Origin of the sequence: Microbulbifer sp. TB1203 (assembly GCF_030997045.1) — a bacterium.
In the GTDB taxonomy this organism is placed as follows: domain Bacteria; phylum Pseudomonadota; class Gammaproteobacteria; order Pseudomonadales; family Cellvibrionaceae; genus Microbulbifer.
Genome location: NZ_CP116899.1, coordinates 656,758 through 672,084, shown reverse-complemented (window position 1 = coordinate 672,084; position 15,327 = coordinate 656,758). Strand labels below are relative to the sequence as shown.

General features: G+C 61.3%; 13 protein-coding genes. 2 read left to right on the top strand and 11 right to left on the bottom strand.

Features of this window, described 5'->3' with window-relative positions:
- Window positions 1-222 precede the first annotated feature (222 nt).
- Window positions 223-1,626, bottom strand: a complete 1,404-nt coding sequence (gene ffh / locus PP263_RS02850) for a signal recognition particle protein (RefSeq protein ID WP_308366862.1) — start codon at window positions 1,624-1,626, stop codon at window positions 223-225.
- A gap of 162 nt (window positions 1,627-1,788) precedes the next feature.
- Here ffh and PP263_RS02845 point away from each other — a divergent pair, with 162 nt between their 5' ends.
- Both PP263_RS02845 and PP263_RS02840 read left to right on the top strand, forming a co-directional pair.
- Window positions 1,789-2,589, top strand: a complete 801-nt coding sequence (locus PP263_RS02845; protein ID WP_308366861.1) for a cytochrome c biogenesis protein CcsA — start codon at window positions 1,789-1,791, stop codon at window positions 2,587-2,589.
- 54 nt (window positions 2,590-2,643) lie between these two features.
- On the top strand, window positions 2,644-3,915 hold the full coding sequence (locus tag PP263_RS02840) for an HlyC/CorC family transporter (protein WP_308366860.1): 1,272 nt from the start codon (window positions 2,644-2,646) through the stop codon (window positions 3,913-3,915).
- A gap of 7 nt (window positions 3,916-3,922) precedes the next feature.
- On the opposite strand, the gene rnhB is transcribed toward PP263_RS02840, so the two are convergent.
- The 10 genes from rnhB to PP263_RS02790 all read right to left on the bottom strand — a co-directional run bounded on the left by rnhB (window position 3,923) and on the right by PP263_RS02790 (window position 15,295).
- Window positions 3,923-4,540: a ribonuclease HII gene (gene rnhB, locus PP263_RS02835; RefSeq protein WP_308366859.1), complete on the bottom strand. Its 618-nt coding sequence runs from the start codon at window positions 4,538-4,540 to the stop codon at window positions 3,923-3,925.
- Between the two features lie 91 nt (window positions 4,541-4,631).
- Window positions 4,632-5,813 (bottom strand): lipid-A-disaccharide synthase, encoded by a 1,182-nt coding sequence (lpxB, locus tag PP263_RS02830; protein ID WP_308366858.1) that lies wholly within the window; start codon window positions 5,811-5,813, stop codon window positions 4,632-4,634.
- Between the two features lie 129 nt (window positions 5,814-5,942).
- The gene (gene lpxA / locus PP263_RS02825; protein ID WP_308366857.1) at window positions 5,943-6,722 is read right to left on the bottom strand and encodes an acyl-ACP--UDP-N-acetylglucosamine O-acyltransferase; all 780 of its coding nucleotides are present in this window, start codon (window positions 6,720-6,722) and stop codon (window positions 5,943-5,945) included.
- Window positions 6,723-6,803: 81 nt separating this feature from the next.
- Window positions 6,804-7,241, bottom strand: coding sequence for a 3-hydroxyacyl-ACP dehydratase FabZ (fabZ, locus tag PP263_RS02820; protein WP_183457433.1), 438 nt, complete (start codon window positions 7,239-7,241; stop codon window positions 6,804-6,806).
- A 119-nt stretch (window positions 7,242-7,360) separates the two neighbouring features.
- Complete coding sequence (lpxD, locus tag PP263_RS02815; RefSeq protein ID WP_308366856.1) at window positions 7,361-8,431, bottom strand: UDP-3-O-(3-hydroxymyristoyl)glucosamine N-acyltransferase; 1,071 nt, start codon at window positions 8,429-8,431, stop codon at window positions 7,361-7,363.
- 19 nt (window positions 8,432-8,450) lie between these two features.
- On the bottom strand, window positions 8,451-8,948 hold the full coding sequence (locus PP263_RS02810) for an OmpH family outer membrane protein (RefSeq protein WP_308366855.1): 498 nt from the start codon (window positions 8,946-8,948) through the stop codon (window positions 8,451-8,453).
- Window positions 8,949-9,015: 67 nt separating this feature from the next.
- Window positions 9,016-11,583: an outer membrane protein assembly factor BamA gene (gene bamA / locus PP263_RS02805; RefSeq protein ID WP_308366854.1), complete on the bottom strand. Its 2,568-nt coding sequence runs from the start codon at window positions 11,581-11,583 to the stop codon at window positions 9,016-9,018.
- A 212-nt stretch (window positions 11,584-11,795) separates the two neighbouring features.
- Window positions 11,796-13,151, bottom strand: coding sequence for an RIP metalloprotease RseP (rseP, locus tag PP263_RS02800; RefSeq protein WP_308366853.1), 1,356 nt, complete (start codon window positions 13,149-13,151; stop codon window positions 11,796-11,798).
- Between the two features lie 9 nt (window positions 13,152-13,160).
- Window positions 13,161-14,351: a 1-deoxy-D-xylulose-5-phosphate reductoisomerase gene (ispC, locus tag PP263_RS02795; RefSeq protein ID WP_308366852.1), complete on the bottom strand. Its 1,191-nt coding sequence runs from the start codon at window positions 14,349-14,351 to the stop codon at window positions 13,161-13,163.
- 98 nt (window positions 14,352-14,449) lie between these two features.
- A complete protein-coding gene (locus PP263_RS02790; RefSeq protein WP_308366851.1) occupies window positions 14,450-15,295 on the bottom strand; it encodes a phosphatidate cytidylyltransferase in 846 nt (281 codons plus the stop codon).
- Window positions 15,296-15,327 lie beyond the last annotated feature (32 nt).

Sequence of the window (15,327 nt, the reverse complement as noted above, 5' to 3'; positions counted from 1 at the left end):
GCTCTGATGCCGGGGGCCGTTCGCGGAACATTTACCGATCAGGTTGTGGAGCGAACGGCCACCGGCAGCAGAGCCGCCACGACGCCAGCAAGAACCGGGCGTAACGGCGGGCCTGCGGGCTGTTGCGGAGGAGCCCTCAGCGCTCACAAGGTAGCCCTCAGCGCTCACAACAAGGCGGCCTTCAGCCCTCAAAGGTTTAAGGTGACAGCTCCGCGCTCCCGGCTACTTCTTGCGAAAGCCGGGGGGAAGCCCCCCGGGCATCCCGCCCATGCCACCGCCGCCCATTCCCGGCATGCCGCCCATACCGCGCATCAGCTTGCTCATGCCGTTCCCCTTGAGCTTTTTCATCATCTTGCCCATCTGCTTGTGCTGCTTGAGCAGGCGGTTCAGATCCTGGACCTGGGTGCCAGAACCGGCGGTGATGCGACGCTTGCGGGAGCCGTTGAGGATATCCGGATTGCGTCGTTCCGCGGGGGTCATGGAGCCGATAATGGCATCCATGCGGCGGAACTCCTTGCCCATATCCGCCTGCTGCGCCATCTGGGCCATGCCGCCCATGCCGGGCATTTTCTCCAGCAGGGAGCCGAAGCCGCCCATATTCTGCATCTGCTGCAACTGGTCGCGCAGGTCTTCCAGGTCAAAGCCCCGGCCCTTCTGCACCTTCTTGACCAGCTTCTCGGCCTTGGCCTTGTCGATCTTCTGCTCCGCCTCCTCGATCAGCGACAGGATGTCGCCCATACCGAGGATGCGCGAGGCGATGCGGTCCGGGTGAAAGGTCTCCAGGGCGTCGGTCTTCTCGCCGACACCGATAAACTTGATCGGCTTGCCGGTCACATGGCGCACCGATAGCGCGGCACCACCGCGGGCATCGCCGTCCGCCTTGGTGAGGATCACACCGGTCAGGGGTAGCGCCTCGTTGAAGGCATTCGCGGTGTTCACCGCATCCTGGCCGATCATGGCGTCGATCACGAACAGGGTTTCGGCCGGATTCAGTTCGGTCTGCAGCTCGCGGATCTCGCCCATCAGCTGCTCGTCGATATGCAGGCGGCCGGCGGTGTCCACGATCAGTACGTCGGCAAACTGTTTGCGCGCCGCATCCACCGCGCCCTTGGCGATATCCAGCGGCTTCTGGTCCGCGCTCGAGGGATAGAAGAGCGCGTCCACTTCGCCGGCCAGGGTCTCCAACTGCTTGATGGCCGCGGGACGGTAAACGTCCGCGCTCACCACCATCACCTTTTTCTTCTCCCGCGCCTGCAGGTATTTGGCCAGCTTGGCCACGCTGGTGGTCTTGCCGGCGCCCTGCAGGCCCGCCATCAGGATCACCGCCGGCGGCTGTACCGCCAGGTTCAGCGGCGCAGCGGCCTCACCCATCACCTGAACCAGCTCGTCCTGCACTATCTTGACGAACTGCTGGCCCGGGTTGAGCGCCTTGCTCACTTTCTGCCCCACCGCCGCGGTGCGCACCTGCTGCACAAAAGCCTTCACCACTGGCAGCGCGACATCCGCTTCCAGCAGCGCCTTGCGCACCTCGCGCAGGGTGTCGCGGATATTGTCATCCGTCAGGCGCGCTTTGCCTGTGACTTTCTTCAACGCCCCCGACAGGCGGTCGCTCAGGTTGTCGAACATATAAACGTCCAGTGCCTCACTCTGCCCCTGTCTGCAGGAGCAGCCGCTCCTACAGAAAAAGGTGAAAACTGAAAACGCGGGAGTATAGCGCAGGCGGCCTTTCCAGCACAGGCGCGCTGTGACACACTGCCCGCCTATCGAATCGGAGACACGGATTTATCGATGGGGACATTCGCCCACTGGACGGCAATCGCACTTTATCTGGCCACCACCGCAGTGGCCGCCCTCGCCTTTGCGCGGCGGCGCCAACCCGCAAACGCCCTGTTGCTCGGCCTGCTCGCCGCCGCATTGCTGGCCCACGGCATCTCGCTGGCGTACACCCTGCGGGCGCCCGGGGGCTATCGCTTCGACCTGCTGGCCATGCTCTCGCTGGTGGCCTGGGCGGTAAACCTGCTGCTTCTGACCCTGGCGATCCGTCGCCCGCTCAACCTGCTGATCCTGATCATGGCCCCACTGGGAGCCCTGGCGGAACTGGCGGCGGTCCACTCCTGGGGCGGCGTGGCGCCGCGCCAGCAGCTGTCTGCCGGCATCGCAGTGCACGCATTGCTGTCCATCGCCGCCTATTCCCTGCTCGCCCTGGCCACCCTGCAGGCGATCTACCTCTACTACCTGAACCAGCAATTGCACAACCACAAACCCAGCGGCATCAGCCGCTTCCTGCCGCCGCTACAGACCATGGAATCCCTGCTGTTCGGGCTGATCGCCTTCGGCCAGCTGCTGCTCACCGCATCGCTGATCACCGGCTTCCTGTTTGTGGACGACTTCTTCGCCCAGCACCTGGTGCACAAAACCGCGCTGTCGATCCTGGCCTGGGTGCTCTACAGCATCCTGCTCTGGGGGCACTGGAAGCTGGGCTGGCGCGGCAATACCGCGGTGCGCTGGACCCTCGCAGCCTTCGCCGCGCTGATGCTGGCCTACTTTGGCAGCAAGCTGGTGCTGGAGGTCATTCTGCAAAGGGCTTGAGCCAAGTGGAATTCTGTTCCAATATTTCCGCTCACGAATAACAAGAGTTCACCCTTGAACGAGATACCCCTCGGCCTGATGTTCGGCCTGCTGGCTCTGCTGATTGTCATTTCCGCTTTCTTCTCCAGCTCCGAAACCAGCATGATGTCGCTGAACCGCTATCGCCTGCGCCACCAGGCCAAGAGTGGCCACCGCGGCGCCAGGCGCGCGATGGAGCTGCTGTCGCGCCCGGACAAACTGATCGGCGTCATCCTGATCGGCAACAATCTGGTCAATATTCTCGCCTCGGTGATCGCCGGCGCGGTGTTCACCCAGCTGTACGGCGATGCCGGTGTCATCTACGCCACCGCCGTGCTGACCTTCGTGATCCTGATTTTCGCCGAGGTCACCCCAAAGACCATCGCCGCCCTGCGCCCGGAGAAAATCGCCTTTCCCGCGTCCCTGGTACTGCGCCCGCTGCTGTGGCTGCTGACGCCGTTCGTCTGGCTGGTCGGCAGCATCTCCAACAGCCTGGCGCGCCTGGTTGGTGTAGAGGCCACCGCAGGCGCCGAGACCGAGCACCTGGCGCCGGAGGAACTGCGCACCGTGGTGTTCGAGTCCGGCGCCCTGCTGCCCAGCAAGCACAAGGGCATGCTGCTCAACGTGCTGGACCTGGACCAGGCTACGGTGGAGGACATAATGATCCCCCGCAATGAAGTCGTGGGGCTGGATACGGAAAACTCCGCCGAGGAAATACTGCAGCAGCTGGCGGAGAGCAGCTACACCCGCCTGCCGGTGTACGAGGGCGACATCAACCGCGTGGTGGGCATACTGCATCTGCGCCGCGCTGCGCAGATACTGCGCGACGGGCCCGAAACGTTCAGTGCAGACCAGCTCAAGTCTTACACGGATGAACCCTATTTCGTTCCCGAGGCCACTCCCTTGCCCACCCTGCTGATGAACTTCCAGAAGAAGAAGCGCCGCATGGGTCTGGTGGTGGACGAGTACGGCGAAGTGATGGGCATTGTCACCCTGGAGGACCTGCTGGAGGAAATCGTCGGCGACTTCACTGCCAGTCCGGTGCCCAGCGAAGACGAGGAAATCGTCGCGCAAAGCGACGGCTGGTACCTGATCGAGGGCGGCACCTCCATTCGCGATATCAACCGCACCCTGCACTGGGAACTGCCCACCGACGGCCCCAAGACCTTCAACGGCTTGGCTTTGGAACACCTGGAGAGTATCCCGGACGGCAATATCAGTTTCTACCTGGGAAGTTACCGGGTGGAGATTGTGGAGATGTCGGAGAAGATGATTGCGCGGGCGCGGGTGAGGAAAATGAAAAAATAGCCCGGCCTCAACCGAGCTCCATCACCAACTGGCGCACCGGGGCAAAACTCTGCCGGTGTATCGGGCTGGGACCCAAACGCTCCAGCGCCTCCAGGTGCGCCCTGGTCGGGTAGCCCTTGTGTTGGGCAAGGCCGTAACCCGGGTACTCGCGATCCAGCACCGCCATTTCCCGGTCACGGCTGACCTTGGCCAGGATCGAGGCGGCAGCGATTGCCTCTATCCGGCCGTCTCCTTTTACCACCGTATCGCAGTCATAGTGCCAGTCCGGTTTTCTATTTCCATCCACCAGCACAAATTCCGGTTGTGGCTGCAACTGTTCCACCGCGCGGCGCATGGCCAGCAGGCTGGCGTGCAGGATATTCAGTCGGTCGATTTCCGCCACCGTAGCGCGGGCGACGGCAAAGCAGAGCGCCCGTTCGCGGATCTGTCCGAATAGCTGCTCGCGCTTTTTCTCACTGAGCGTTTTCGAATCCGCAAGGCCTTCGATGGGCTTTTGGGGATTGAGGATTACTGCAGCAGCCACCACATCACCGGCCAGTGGGCCGCGGCCCACTTCGTCGACTCCGGCGAGCAGATCGCCACTATAGGCACAAATATAGGGTGGTAGTGGTTCTTTTTGTTCCATGGTGTTTTTTTTGTCGCCTTCTGTAGGAGCGGCCCATGGCCGCGATCGGTCTGCGCTACGAAGTAAGTTCGATCGCGGCCATGGGCTGGCCCTACACGGGGGTACTGTTCTGGTTTCCAGCCCGAATTTCGAGCAGTTTGCACACGGCATCCGCAGCCCGCTCAGAGGCGTGGCGCCGCAACTGCTGGTGCATATCATCAAATTCCCGCACCAGTTGATCCGCCATTACCGGATCATCGAAGAACTGCAGCAGCGCCGCGCCCAGGCTCTCGGGAGTGGCTTCGTCCTGCAAAATCTCCGGCACCAGATCGCGCTGAGCGAGCAAGTTCGGCAGGGAAACCCAGGGGGTGTGCAGCATACGGGAAAAAATCGCGTAGGACACGCCCCCCATTTTATAGGCCACCACCATGGGTTTTTTCAGCAGCAGTGTTTCCAGGGTGGCGGTGCCGGAGGCGATCAACACGGCATCCGCCGCCGCCATTGCCCGCTGCGAATCCCCCTCCAACAGAGTCACGGGTAAATCGCTATAGTCCGCCAGCAGCGACTTCAGTTCTGTCAACCGCTGCTCGTTGGCCGCCGGCAGGACAAATTTCAATTCGGACCGGCGCCGATGGCACCAGCGCGCGGCCTGTAAGAACAGCGGCCCCAGCAGTCGCACCTCGCCACCGCGACTACCCGGAAGCAACGCAATAACCTGCCCCCCCTCATCGAAACCCAGTTCCCGGCGCGCCGCCAGGGTATCCACCTGCAGGGGAATCTCATCCGCCAGGGGATGGCCGACAAAAGTGACCGGCACCTGATGCTCCCGATAAAAGCTCGCCTCAAAGGGCAGCAGGGTGAGCATATGGTCGACGGCGCGGGCAATTTTTTTGATGCGCCCGCGGCGCCAGGCCCATACCGAGGGGCTGACGTAATGCACGGTAGGAATGCCGGCGGACTTCAGCGACTCCTCCAGCGATAGATTGAAATCCGGGGAATCGATGCCGATAAAAAGATCCGGGGGATTATCGACGAAGTGCCGGCGCAGAGTGCGGCGGATTTTGAGCAGTTCTGGCAGGCGTTTCAGGGGTTCCACTAAACCCATTACCGACAACCGCTCCATGGGAAACAGGGATTTTGCACCCGCTGCCTGCATGCGTGGGCCGGCGACACCCTCCACTTCCAGCGATGAAAAGCGTTTTTGCAAAGCGGCGATCAGGCCGGCTCCGAGAATATCACCCGAGGCCTCGCCGGCCACGATACCAATGCGCAGGGGTTTGTTGTTGGTTGTCACTCGACGCAATCCTGTGCTTGTAGGAGCGGTCGCTAACCGCGGTAGCGGGCCTGCGGCCCGCAAGCCGAGCTGGAGCTCGGCGTTCCCAGGAAGCCGCCCCTACAAGCTGTCTGTTCTAAAGTCTTCCGCTCAGCGCACGATACCGCGGCTGGAGGATTTGAGGGAATCGATCCACGGCTGGATTACCGGCGACTCCTCTCGCAATTCGATCAGCGCTTCCAGCGCTTCCTGCAGGGTGAGACCGCGACGGTAGACCATTTTGTAGGCCCGGCTGATCAGGGAGATTTCCTCCCGGGTAAAACCGCGGCGACGCAGCCCCTCGGCGTTGATGGTCTTCGCCTCCGCCGGGTGGCCGGCCACCATTACATAGGCCGGCACATCCTTGCCGATGGCCGCTCCCATGCCGGTAAAGGCGTGCTCGCCGATCGAACAGTACTGGTGCACCATGGTAAAGCCGCCGAGAATCGCCCAGTCCCGCACCTGTACATGCCCGGCCAGAGCGACATTGTTGACCAGTATGGTGTGATTGCCGATTACACTGTCGTGACCCACGTGGGCATAAGCCATAATCAGGTTGTCGTTGCCGATGGTGGTTTCACCGCGGTCCTGGACCGTGCCCCGGTGGATGGTGACCCCCTCCCGAATCACGTTGTTGTCGCCGATGACCAGGGTGGTGTCCTCACCCTTGTATTTCTTGTCCGGGGTATCCTGGCCCACGGTGGCGAACTGGTAAATGCGATTGTTGCTGCCGAGTTTGGTGGGACCACTCAATACCACATGGGAGGCGATCTCGCAGCCGTCCCCGATTTCCACTTGAGGACCTACAATCGTGTAGGGACCGATGCTCACCCCGGAACCCAGAGTTGCCGACTCGTCGACAATCGCAGTGGGGTGGATAATCGTCTGCATTCTGCGCCCTGCTCCTCGCAAGCTGGAAAATCCCGCCAATTTAAACCCTGCGGGAAAGTAATGGAACCGAACCGGTCACAATCAAACTTTCTTGACCGCGCACAATACATTGGCAGAGGCCGCCAGTTCGCCTTCTACACTCGCCTTGCAGGCGAACTTCCAGATACCGCGGCGCTCGGAAACCACTTCGGATTCCAGTTGCAGCCGGTCGCCCGGCACCACCTGCCGCTTGAAGCGGACATTATCAATGCCGCCAAACAAATAGAGATAACCATCCTCGGGCTTTTGCCCCAGGGTTTTGAAACCGAGGATTCCCGATACCTGCGCGAGCGCCTCAACAATCATCACACCAGGAAAAATCGGTACATCGGGAAAGTGGCCATTGAATACCTCCTCATTAATAGAGATGTTCTTGTAGCCCTTGATATATTTGCCTTCCTCCAGTTCCAGAACCCGGTCCACCAGCAGGAAGGGATAGCGGTGCGGCAGGTATTCGCGAATTTCGCGTACGTCCATCATGTATATTATCCCCAGAAACCACTTCGGGGCCTAAGTGCCCTTCCCCATGCCTTAAGCACGAGCAGTGCACCTGCCCCGAAAACAACAAACAAAATTGTAACCGGCGGGTGCCGGTCAAATCATTCTTTTTCCCTGGACCGGCCTCCCTCGGCGACGAGCATTTCCAGCCTTCTCTCCAGATCCTTCAACCGCCGGGCCATCTCATCCAGCTGTCCGTAGCGCACGGCGTTGCGGCGCCAGTTGCGGCTGTCGGAAAAGGGAGTGCCGCTGGAATAGGAACCGGCACTGTCGATGGACTTGGTCACCAGGGTCCTGGCGGTAATATGACTGCCGTCCGCCACCGTTACATGCCCCACCACGCCGGCGCCGCCGGCGAGGGTGCAGCGGTTACCGATGGTGGCGCTGCCCGCTATCGCGGAGCAAGCGGCGATGGCCGAGTAGTCACCAATCCGAACATTGTGCGCGATTTGCACCTGATTGTCGATCTTGACCCCGCGACCGATCACTGTATTGCCCAGGGCACCGCGGTCTATGCAGGTACAGGCTCCGATCTCCACCTCATCGCCGATTTCCACTCCGCCCAGCTGGTGTATTTTGGTCCACTGCCCTCCGTGGGGTGCGAAGCCAAAACCATCGGCACCGATAACCGTATGGCTGTGGACAATACAGTCCCGGCCGATGGAGCAGCCGTGGTAGATGATCACTCCGGCATGGAGCCGGGTGCCGGCACCGATTTCACTGTCTTCGCCCACCACACAGTTGGCGCCGACAATCGCGCCGGCACCCACCCGGGCGCCGGCCTCGATTACCGCTCCCGCTCCCACACAGGCGGAGCCATCCACCTCGGCATCCTCGTGTACAGTGGCGGACGGATGGATGCCGGGCGCAGGCTGAGGGGCTGTGTCATAGAAAGTAGTGGCAAACGCGAAGGCGTAGTAGGGATCGTCGACGATCAGTGCGCTGACCGGGCACTCCACAGCCAGTTCCTCAGTCAACAATACCGCGCAGGCGCGGGTACCGGCGAGGAAGCGTCGGTAATTGGCACTGGCGAGGAAACTGACCTGGGAATCGCTGGCGTCCTGCAGGGTATTGAGGCCGGAGGGTACCCGTCCGGCGTCTGCTCCGGGAGCCAGGCACAAGCGGGCGCCCAGTTGTTCCGCCAACTGGGCCAGCGTTGGCTTGTCTGTCATCAAACGGAACTGCCGGAGATCACTTATCGGCGTTCATACGCTTGACCACGGCCTCAGTGAGGTCGGTATTGGGGCCGGCGTAGTAGGCGGAGCTGGCGTCCAGAACCAGATCCAGCTTCTGATCTTTGATAATCGCTTCCAGCGCGTTCTTGGCCTTGGGCGCCATGATCTTCTGGATTTCCTGGCCCACCTGAGCCTCCATGGCGCGCATCTTTTTCACCGTGGTTTCGAAGTCGGAGCGCTTGAAGTTCATCTTGCGCTGCTGTTCAGCTTTCTGCTCCTCAGACCAGGTCATGCCGTTTTTCTGCGCATCTTCAGCCAGCTTCTGCACTTCCGCGCGGATGGATTCCGCGCTGCTTTGCAATTTGGAGTACTCGGAGCTGGTCTTCAACGCATTGACTTTGGACTTGGCGATGTCAGTGCTCATGATGGCCGCCTGCAGATTGAATACCGCCACCTTGCTCTGCGCCAGAGCGGCACCGGAAATTACGATACCAGCGATCAGGACTGCGATCATTTTTACTGTTTTATGCACGTCGAACATTCTCCGTATTGCTTATTTATAGTGACTGACAACACTACCCTTAGAAACTGTTGCCAAGTGAGAACTGGAAGACTTCTGTCTCGTCGTCTTCGTTCTCCTGTAATGCCTTGGCCACGCTGAAGGTCAGCGGGCCGAAGCCGGTGATCCAGGTCAGGCCAACACCGGCGGAGACATTGATATGGTCGAGGTCCACATCGTAGCAGTTGAGCTGGGAAATACCACAGTTGGTATCGAAAACGTTACCCGCATCGATAAAAAAGGCCGACTGCATGGAGCGCTGGTCTTTGACAAAGGGGAGCGGGAAGATAATTTCCGCGCTGCCTTCGATCAGGATGTTGCCACCAAATGGGTCCGGATCACGGCGGGGGGCGGTTACGGCCAGCTCTCCTGTCTCCGCATTTTGTACATAACAGCTCGATACATTCCCCTCCGCATCCACCGCACATGCAGAAGGAATATACTGCTGGAATGGTGTCGACCTCGGACCCAGTGTATTGCGCTCGAAACCGCGTACCGAGCCAAAACCACCGGCATAGAAATTCTCGAAGAATGGCAGCTCGGTAGTATCGCCATAACTGTCGGCATACCCGAGCCTGGTGCGCAGGCGCAGGGTAAGGTCCCTGGTCAAGGGGCGGAAATACTGCGCGGTGTAGAGCAGCTTGTAGTACTCCAGGTCGCCACCGGGCAGAGCCACTTCCAGAGAGGCGCGTTGCGACGTGCCCCGGGTGGCGAGGATGCCCCGGTTCAAGGTAGAGCGCGCGTAGGAGGTAGTAACAGTAAAAGAGTCAAACTCGTCGCCGTTCAGGTCGACAAAGCCGTCAAGGTCCGTATTAAGAAGCGCCGGATCGATGGGCTCACTAAGGTTCAAGGCTTCACCGGCCTCTACCGCTTCGGTCAGTTCGGTGTCGATTTCAGTCACATCGGACGAGGAAATCATCCCGATCAGGCCGTCGATAGGAACCGGGCTGTCCTTGATTTCCTTGACCGAGCTGCTGCCGACACCGAGCTCCATGTGGCTGAGCCCCAGATTCAGGCCGACCCGGGAAATCTCAGATATCGGATAACCAAAACTCAGGCCTGCGCCGTAGGTTGTGGTGTTATAACTCGACAGGTTGATCTCGGAATAATCGCGCTCTTGATAAAATATATTGAAGCCGCGACTGACGCCGTCCGGAGTGAAATAGGGATCGGTGTAGGAGAAATTAAGCACCGTCTGGTAGCGGGAAGTATTCACCGCAAAACCCACCGACTTGCCGGTACCCAGCCAGTTGTTTTCCTGCACATTGGCACCGAGCACTACGCCGCTGCCCTGGGCGTAGCCGACAGTGCCGCCTATGGTGCCGGAGGGTTGCTCCTCCACGGTGTACTCCACATCGATCTGGTCGGAAGTGCCTGGCACCTCGGTGGTTTCCACCTGTACTTCCTTGAAGTAACCCAGCCGCTCCAGACGCACCTTGGACTGCTCGATGCGTGCGGAGGACGCCGAGGCGGATTCCATCTGGCGCATTTCACGGCGCAGCACTTCGTCGGTGGTGCGGGTGTTGCCACGAAATTCAATACGACGCACATAGGCGCGCTTGCCAGGGTCGATAAAGAAGGTGATTTTTACCGTTTTATCTTCCTCATTGGGCTCCGGGATGCCGTTCACCTCAGCAAAGGTATAGCCCTCGTTACCCAGACGCTTGGTAATGTAGTCGGAGGTGGTGGTCATCAGCACCTGGGAAAAGGTCTGCCCCTCACGCACCAGCAGGAGGCGACGGATCTCCTCTTCCGGCACCACCGGATCGCCGGCCAGCTCCACCTCGCTGACCTTGTAGACATCGCCCTCGGAGATATTGATGGTGATAAAGACACTGCGCTTGTCCGGGCTCAGGGACACCTGGGTGGAATCAATGCGGAATTCCAGGTAACCCCGGTCCAGGTAATAGGACTCCAGGCGCTCCAGGTCACCGGTGAGTTTTTCGCGGGAATATTTGTCGTCGCTGCGCAGCCAGGAAAGCCAGCCGGTGGTCTGCAGTTCGAAGATTTCCGCCAGCTCCTCGTCGGAAAAAGCCTGATTGCCGACAATATTGATGTGCTTGATGGCAGCCACCGAGCCCTCGTCCACCACGACTTTCAACTCCACCTGGTTGCGCGGCAGCTCCTTGACCTCGGTTTTTACGCTGGCACCGTAGCGGCCCTGGGCCACATACTGGCGCTCCAGCTCCTGCGCCAGGCCCTCGAGGGTGGCGCGCTTGAAAATCTGACCTTCCGCGAGGCCATTCTCCTCCATACCCTTGAGCAGGTCTTCGGTCTTGATGGCCTTGTTGCCGGTGATTTCAATCTTGGAAATTGCCGGCCGCTCGCGCACGGTTACCACCAGCACGCCGTTTTCCCGGCCTATCTGGATGTCCTGAAAGTAGCCGGTGCGGAAGAGCGCTCGGGTGGCCGTCTGGATATCCAGGCTCTCGATCTGGTCGCCGACCCGAACCGGCAGCGACGCGAACACGGTACCGGCGGAAACCCGCTGCAAACCTTCGACGCGAATATCGTTGACCACGAACGACTGGGCAAGGGCAGTCAATGGCAGGGCCAGGCCCAGCGAGGCCGCTTTCAGAAAGTGATTCATCTACTAATTTCCGAGTTCTTTATTCGCAATTCCAACCAATGAGAAGGGTGCCTTGCGGCTGCCCTCTCCCGGCCCTCCGGACCATCCATTAACTCACATCACCCCTGGCGCTCGCCCGCTTTACGGGCGCCCCTCCCGGGGCGCTCAATCGGCTATCCTGCCGATTTACCCCACAAGCGGAGAGAGGAATTTGATGGCGGCCTTCGGCCGCTTTATAAGCGCAAAATATCGTTGTACAGCGCCAAGCCCATAATACACAGCACCAGCGCCATACCCACCTGCAGACCGATCATCTGCACCCGCTCGGACACCGGCGAACCCTTGATGGCTTCAATACCGTAGTAGAGAAGATGACCGCCGTCGAGCACCGGGATAGGCAGCAGGTTGAGCACGCCGAGGCTGATACTAAGCAGCGCCAGCAGCGACAAAAATGACTGCCAGCCGGCGTCCGCCGAAGTGCCGGCCACTTTAGCAATGGTGATAGGGCCGCTCAAGTTCCGGGTCGAAAGCTGGCCCACAATCAGTTTTTTGAGGCTGTTGAGGGTGAACAGGGTTTTTTCCCAGGTCTCCTGCAACCCCTTGGCCAGGGCCCCGCCCAAACCATAGTGGTAGGTGCGCACCCGCTCCTTCGGCCAGGATTCCACCACCGGCAGCACACCGATGCGGCCGACTCGCTCACCGCTGTCCAGGGTCACCATTTCCGGAGTAACTTCCAGTAACCGGCGCTCGCCATCCCGTTCCACTTCCACGCGTACCGTCTCACCGCCATGGCTCCGCAGGTATTGGCTCCAGCTGTCCCAATCGCCGAAGGCCTTGTCGTCGGTGGAGAGAATTTTGTCCCCGGCTCGCAGGCCGGCCCGCTCCGCAGGGCTGTCGGGAGTCACCTGGGCCAGCTTCATACTGGCCGGAGGTGTCCAGAGCTCCAGCCCCGCCTCCCCCAGCGGGTCCGGCACTTCCTGCCCCGCCAGCCAGCGGTCTATGTCCGCCAGTGTATGGTATTCCAGATCGGAGTCCGGGTAGCGCACGGAGAATTCGATGCTTCCGGTGTCCCCCAGGCGATTCGCCAGGCGCCAGTTGAGCGCCTGCCAGGTGGGAGTAGGCTCGCCGTCGACGGCGATGATCTCCTGCCCCCGCTCGAGGCCGGCGCGCGCGGCAATACTGCCGGGCTGCACGGATTCAACGATGGGCACAGGACCCGCGGTACCGCCCATAAACACAGCCCAGAAGAGCACTATGGCCAGCACAAAGTTGGCTGCCGGCCCGGCCGCGGCGATAGCGATGCGCGCCCATACGCTTTTGCGGTTGAACGCCTGGTCCAGTTGGTCCCGGGGCACGGTGCCCTCACGCTCGTCGAGCATCTTTACATAGCCGCCCAGGGGAATCGCCGACAGGGTGAATTCAGTGCCGTGGCGGTCGTAGCGGGACACCAGGCGGCGGCCGAACCCCACGGAAAAGCGCAGTACCTTGACCCCACACAGGCGCGCCACCCAGAAATGGCCCATTTCGTGGAAGGTGACCAGTACGCCCAAAGCGATCAGGGCCCAGATGACTGTTTGAATAAAATCCATAAAACCTGTCTAACTCGTTGCGCGGCTGTTTAATTCTTCCAGCGCCCGCTGCGCCAGTGCCCGCGCACTGCGATCCGCTGTTTCGACTGCGTCCAGGCCAGTCAGTTCAACCGGTTCCGCGGATTTCATCACCCGCTCGATCACAGCCGGAATACTAGTAAATGCCAGCCCGCCCTGCAGGAAGGCCTCCACCGCCACCTCGTTGGCGGCGTTCAGCACCGTGGGAGCGCTCCCGCCGGCATCCATGGCCTCGCGGGCCAGCCGCAGGCAGGGGAAGCGGCGCGCATCCGGCGCCTCGAAGTCCAGGCGGCCCCGGGCGACCAGATCCAGCGCCGCCACGCCGCTGCCGATACGCTCGGGAAAAGCCAGCGCATGGGCGATGGGCGTGCGCATATCCGGCTCGCCCATCTGCGCCAGCAGCGAGCCGTCGCGGTACTGCACCATGGAGTGGACGATGCTTTGCGGGTGCACCACCACCTCCACCTGATCGGGCCGCGCGCCGAACAGCAGGCACGCCTCGATAAACTCCAGGCCCTTGTTCATCATGGTGGCGGAATCCACCGATATCTTGCGCCCCATGGACCAGTTGGGGTGGGCGCAGGCCTCATCCGGGGTGACCCGGTGCAGTTCATTCTCAGGGCGGGTGCGGAAGGGACCGCCGGAGCCGGTGAGAAGGATTTTTTCCACCCCCGCCTGATCGAGGTCGGCGCAGGGCTGGGGCAGGCACTGGAAGATGGCGTTGTGCTCGCTGTCGATGGGCAGCAACTGGGCGCCACTTTTCTCCAGGGCCTGCATAAACACCGGCCCCGCCATCACCAGGGATTCCTTGTTCGCCAGCAGGACCTTTTTGCCCGCCTCTACCGCCGCCAGGGTCGGGCGCAGGCCGGCGGCGCCGACAATCGCCGCCATCACCGCATCCACCCGCGGGTCCGATGCCACCCGGCAGAGCCCTTCCACTCCCCAGAGTATCTCGGTACCCGGCGCCTCTCCGGCCAGTTGCTCGCGGAGTGCCCGGGCACCTTTCTCGTCCGCCACCACGGCAAAACGCGGGGCAAAGCGGCGACACTGTTGTGCCAGCTCGGTCACACGTTCGCGGGCGGTTAGCGCAAACACCGAATAGCGCTGCGGATGGCGCGCCAGCACATCCAGGGTGCTGACGCCGATGGAGCCGGTTGAGCCGAGGACCGTAACGGATTGCATCGAGAATTACCTACCTCACTGCGAGTCGGGCAGAACCGGGGATTGTATCCGCTGGAGCGGCCGCCCCCACGGTAACAGACAGGCGCAATGCACCCATCTTACAAATATTTCGGCAGTTCACTGGCGAGCGCGGCCATGGTGAACACCGGCAGCGCCGCGGAGAGGCTGTCCAGGCGGTCCAGGATGCCGCCGTGACCGGGCAGTATACGGCTGCTGTCCTTGATACCCCGATGGCGTTTGAACATGCTCTCCACCAGATCACCGATCACCGAGGCCAGCGCGGTGACCAGCACCCCAAAGGAAAACAGCACACTGTTTTTCAGCGGCAACTCCAGCAGCAGGGAGACGCCGACCGCCAGGATCAAGCAGGCGACCAGGCCGCCGAAGAAGCCCTCCCAGGACTTGCCCGGGCTCACCTCGCGGGCCAGTTTGTGCTTGCCGTAGCGGCGGCCCACGAAGTAGGCCCCCACGTCCGCGGCCACCACCACGGCCACCACGAACAGCACCAGCCAGGCGCCGTGCTCCTGGCCCCGCAGGATCACCATCGACAGCCAGGCCGGCGCCAGCACCACCAGGCCGATCAGGCCGCGCGCCCAGCGGTTGCCCCACAGCATGGCGCTGGCGGGATAGCTCTGCACCCACAGGAATGCCAGCGCCCACCAACCGCAGGCCACCGCCAGTATCTGGCGCGCCCGCCCGGTATCCGGACGGGCGAAGTCCATGGCGAAGACGTACTGGGCGGTGCCCACCAGGCAGACGCCCAAGGCGGCGAGAAAGACAAAGCGCAGCGCGCGATTGAGGTTGGAAAGGTTGGCCCACTCCCAGCCACCGAGCAGAATCACTGCCACCGTCGCCAGGGAGAACCACTGGATGGGAAGGAAGAACAACACCCCGAGAAACAGAGCCACCAACACCAGCGCGGTCATTATTCTTTGTTTTAGCACCGTTACACCCTTAGAAGCTTGTCCATGAATAA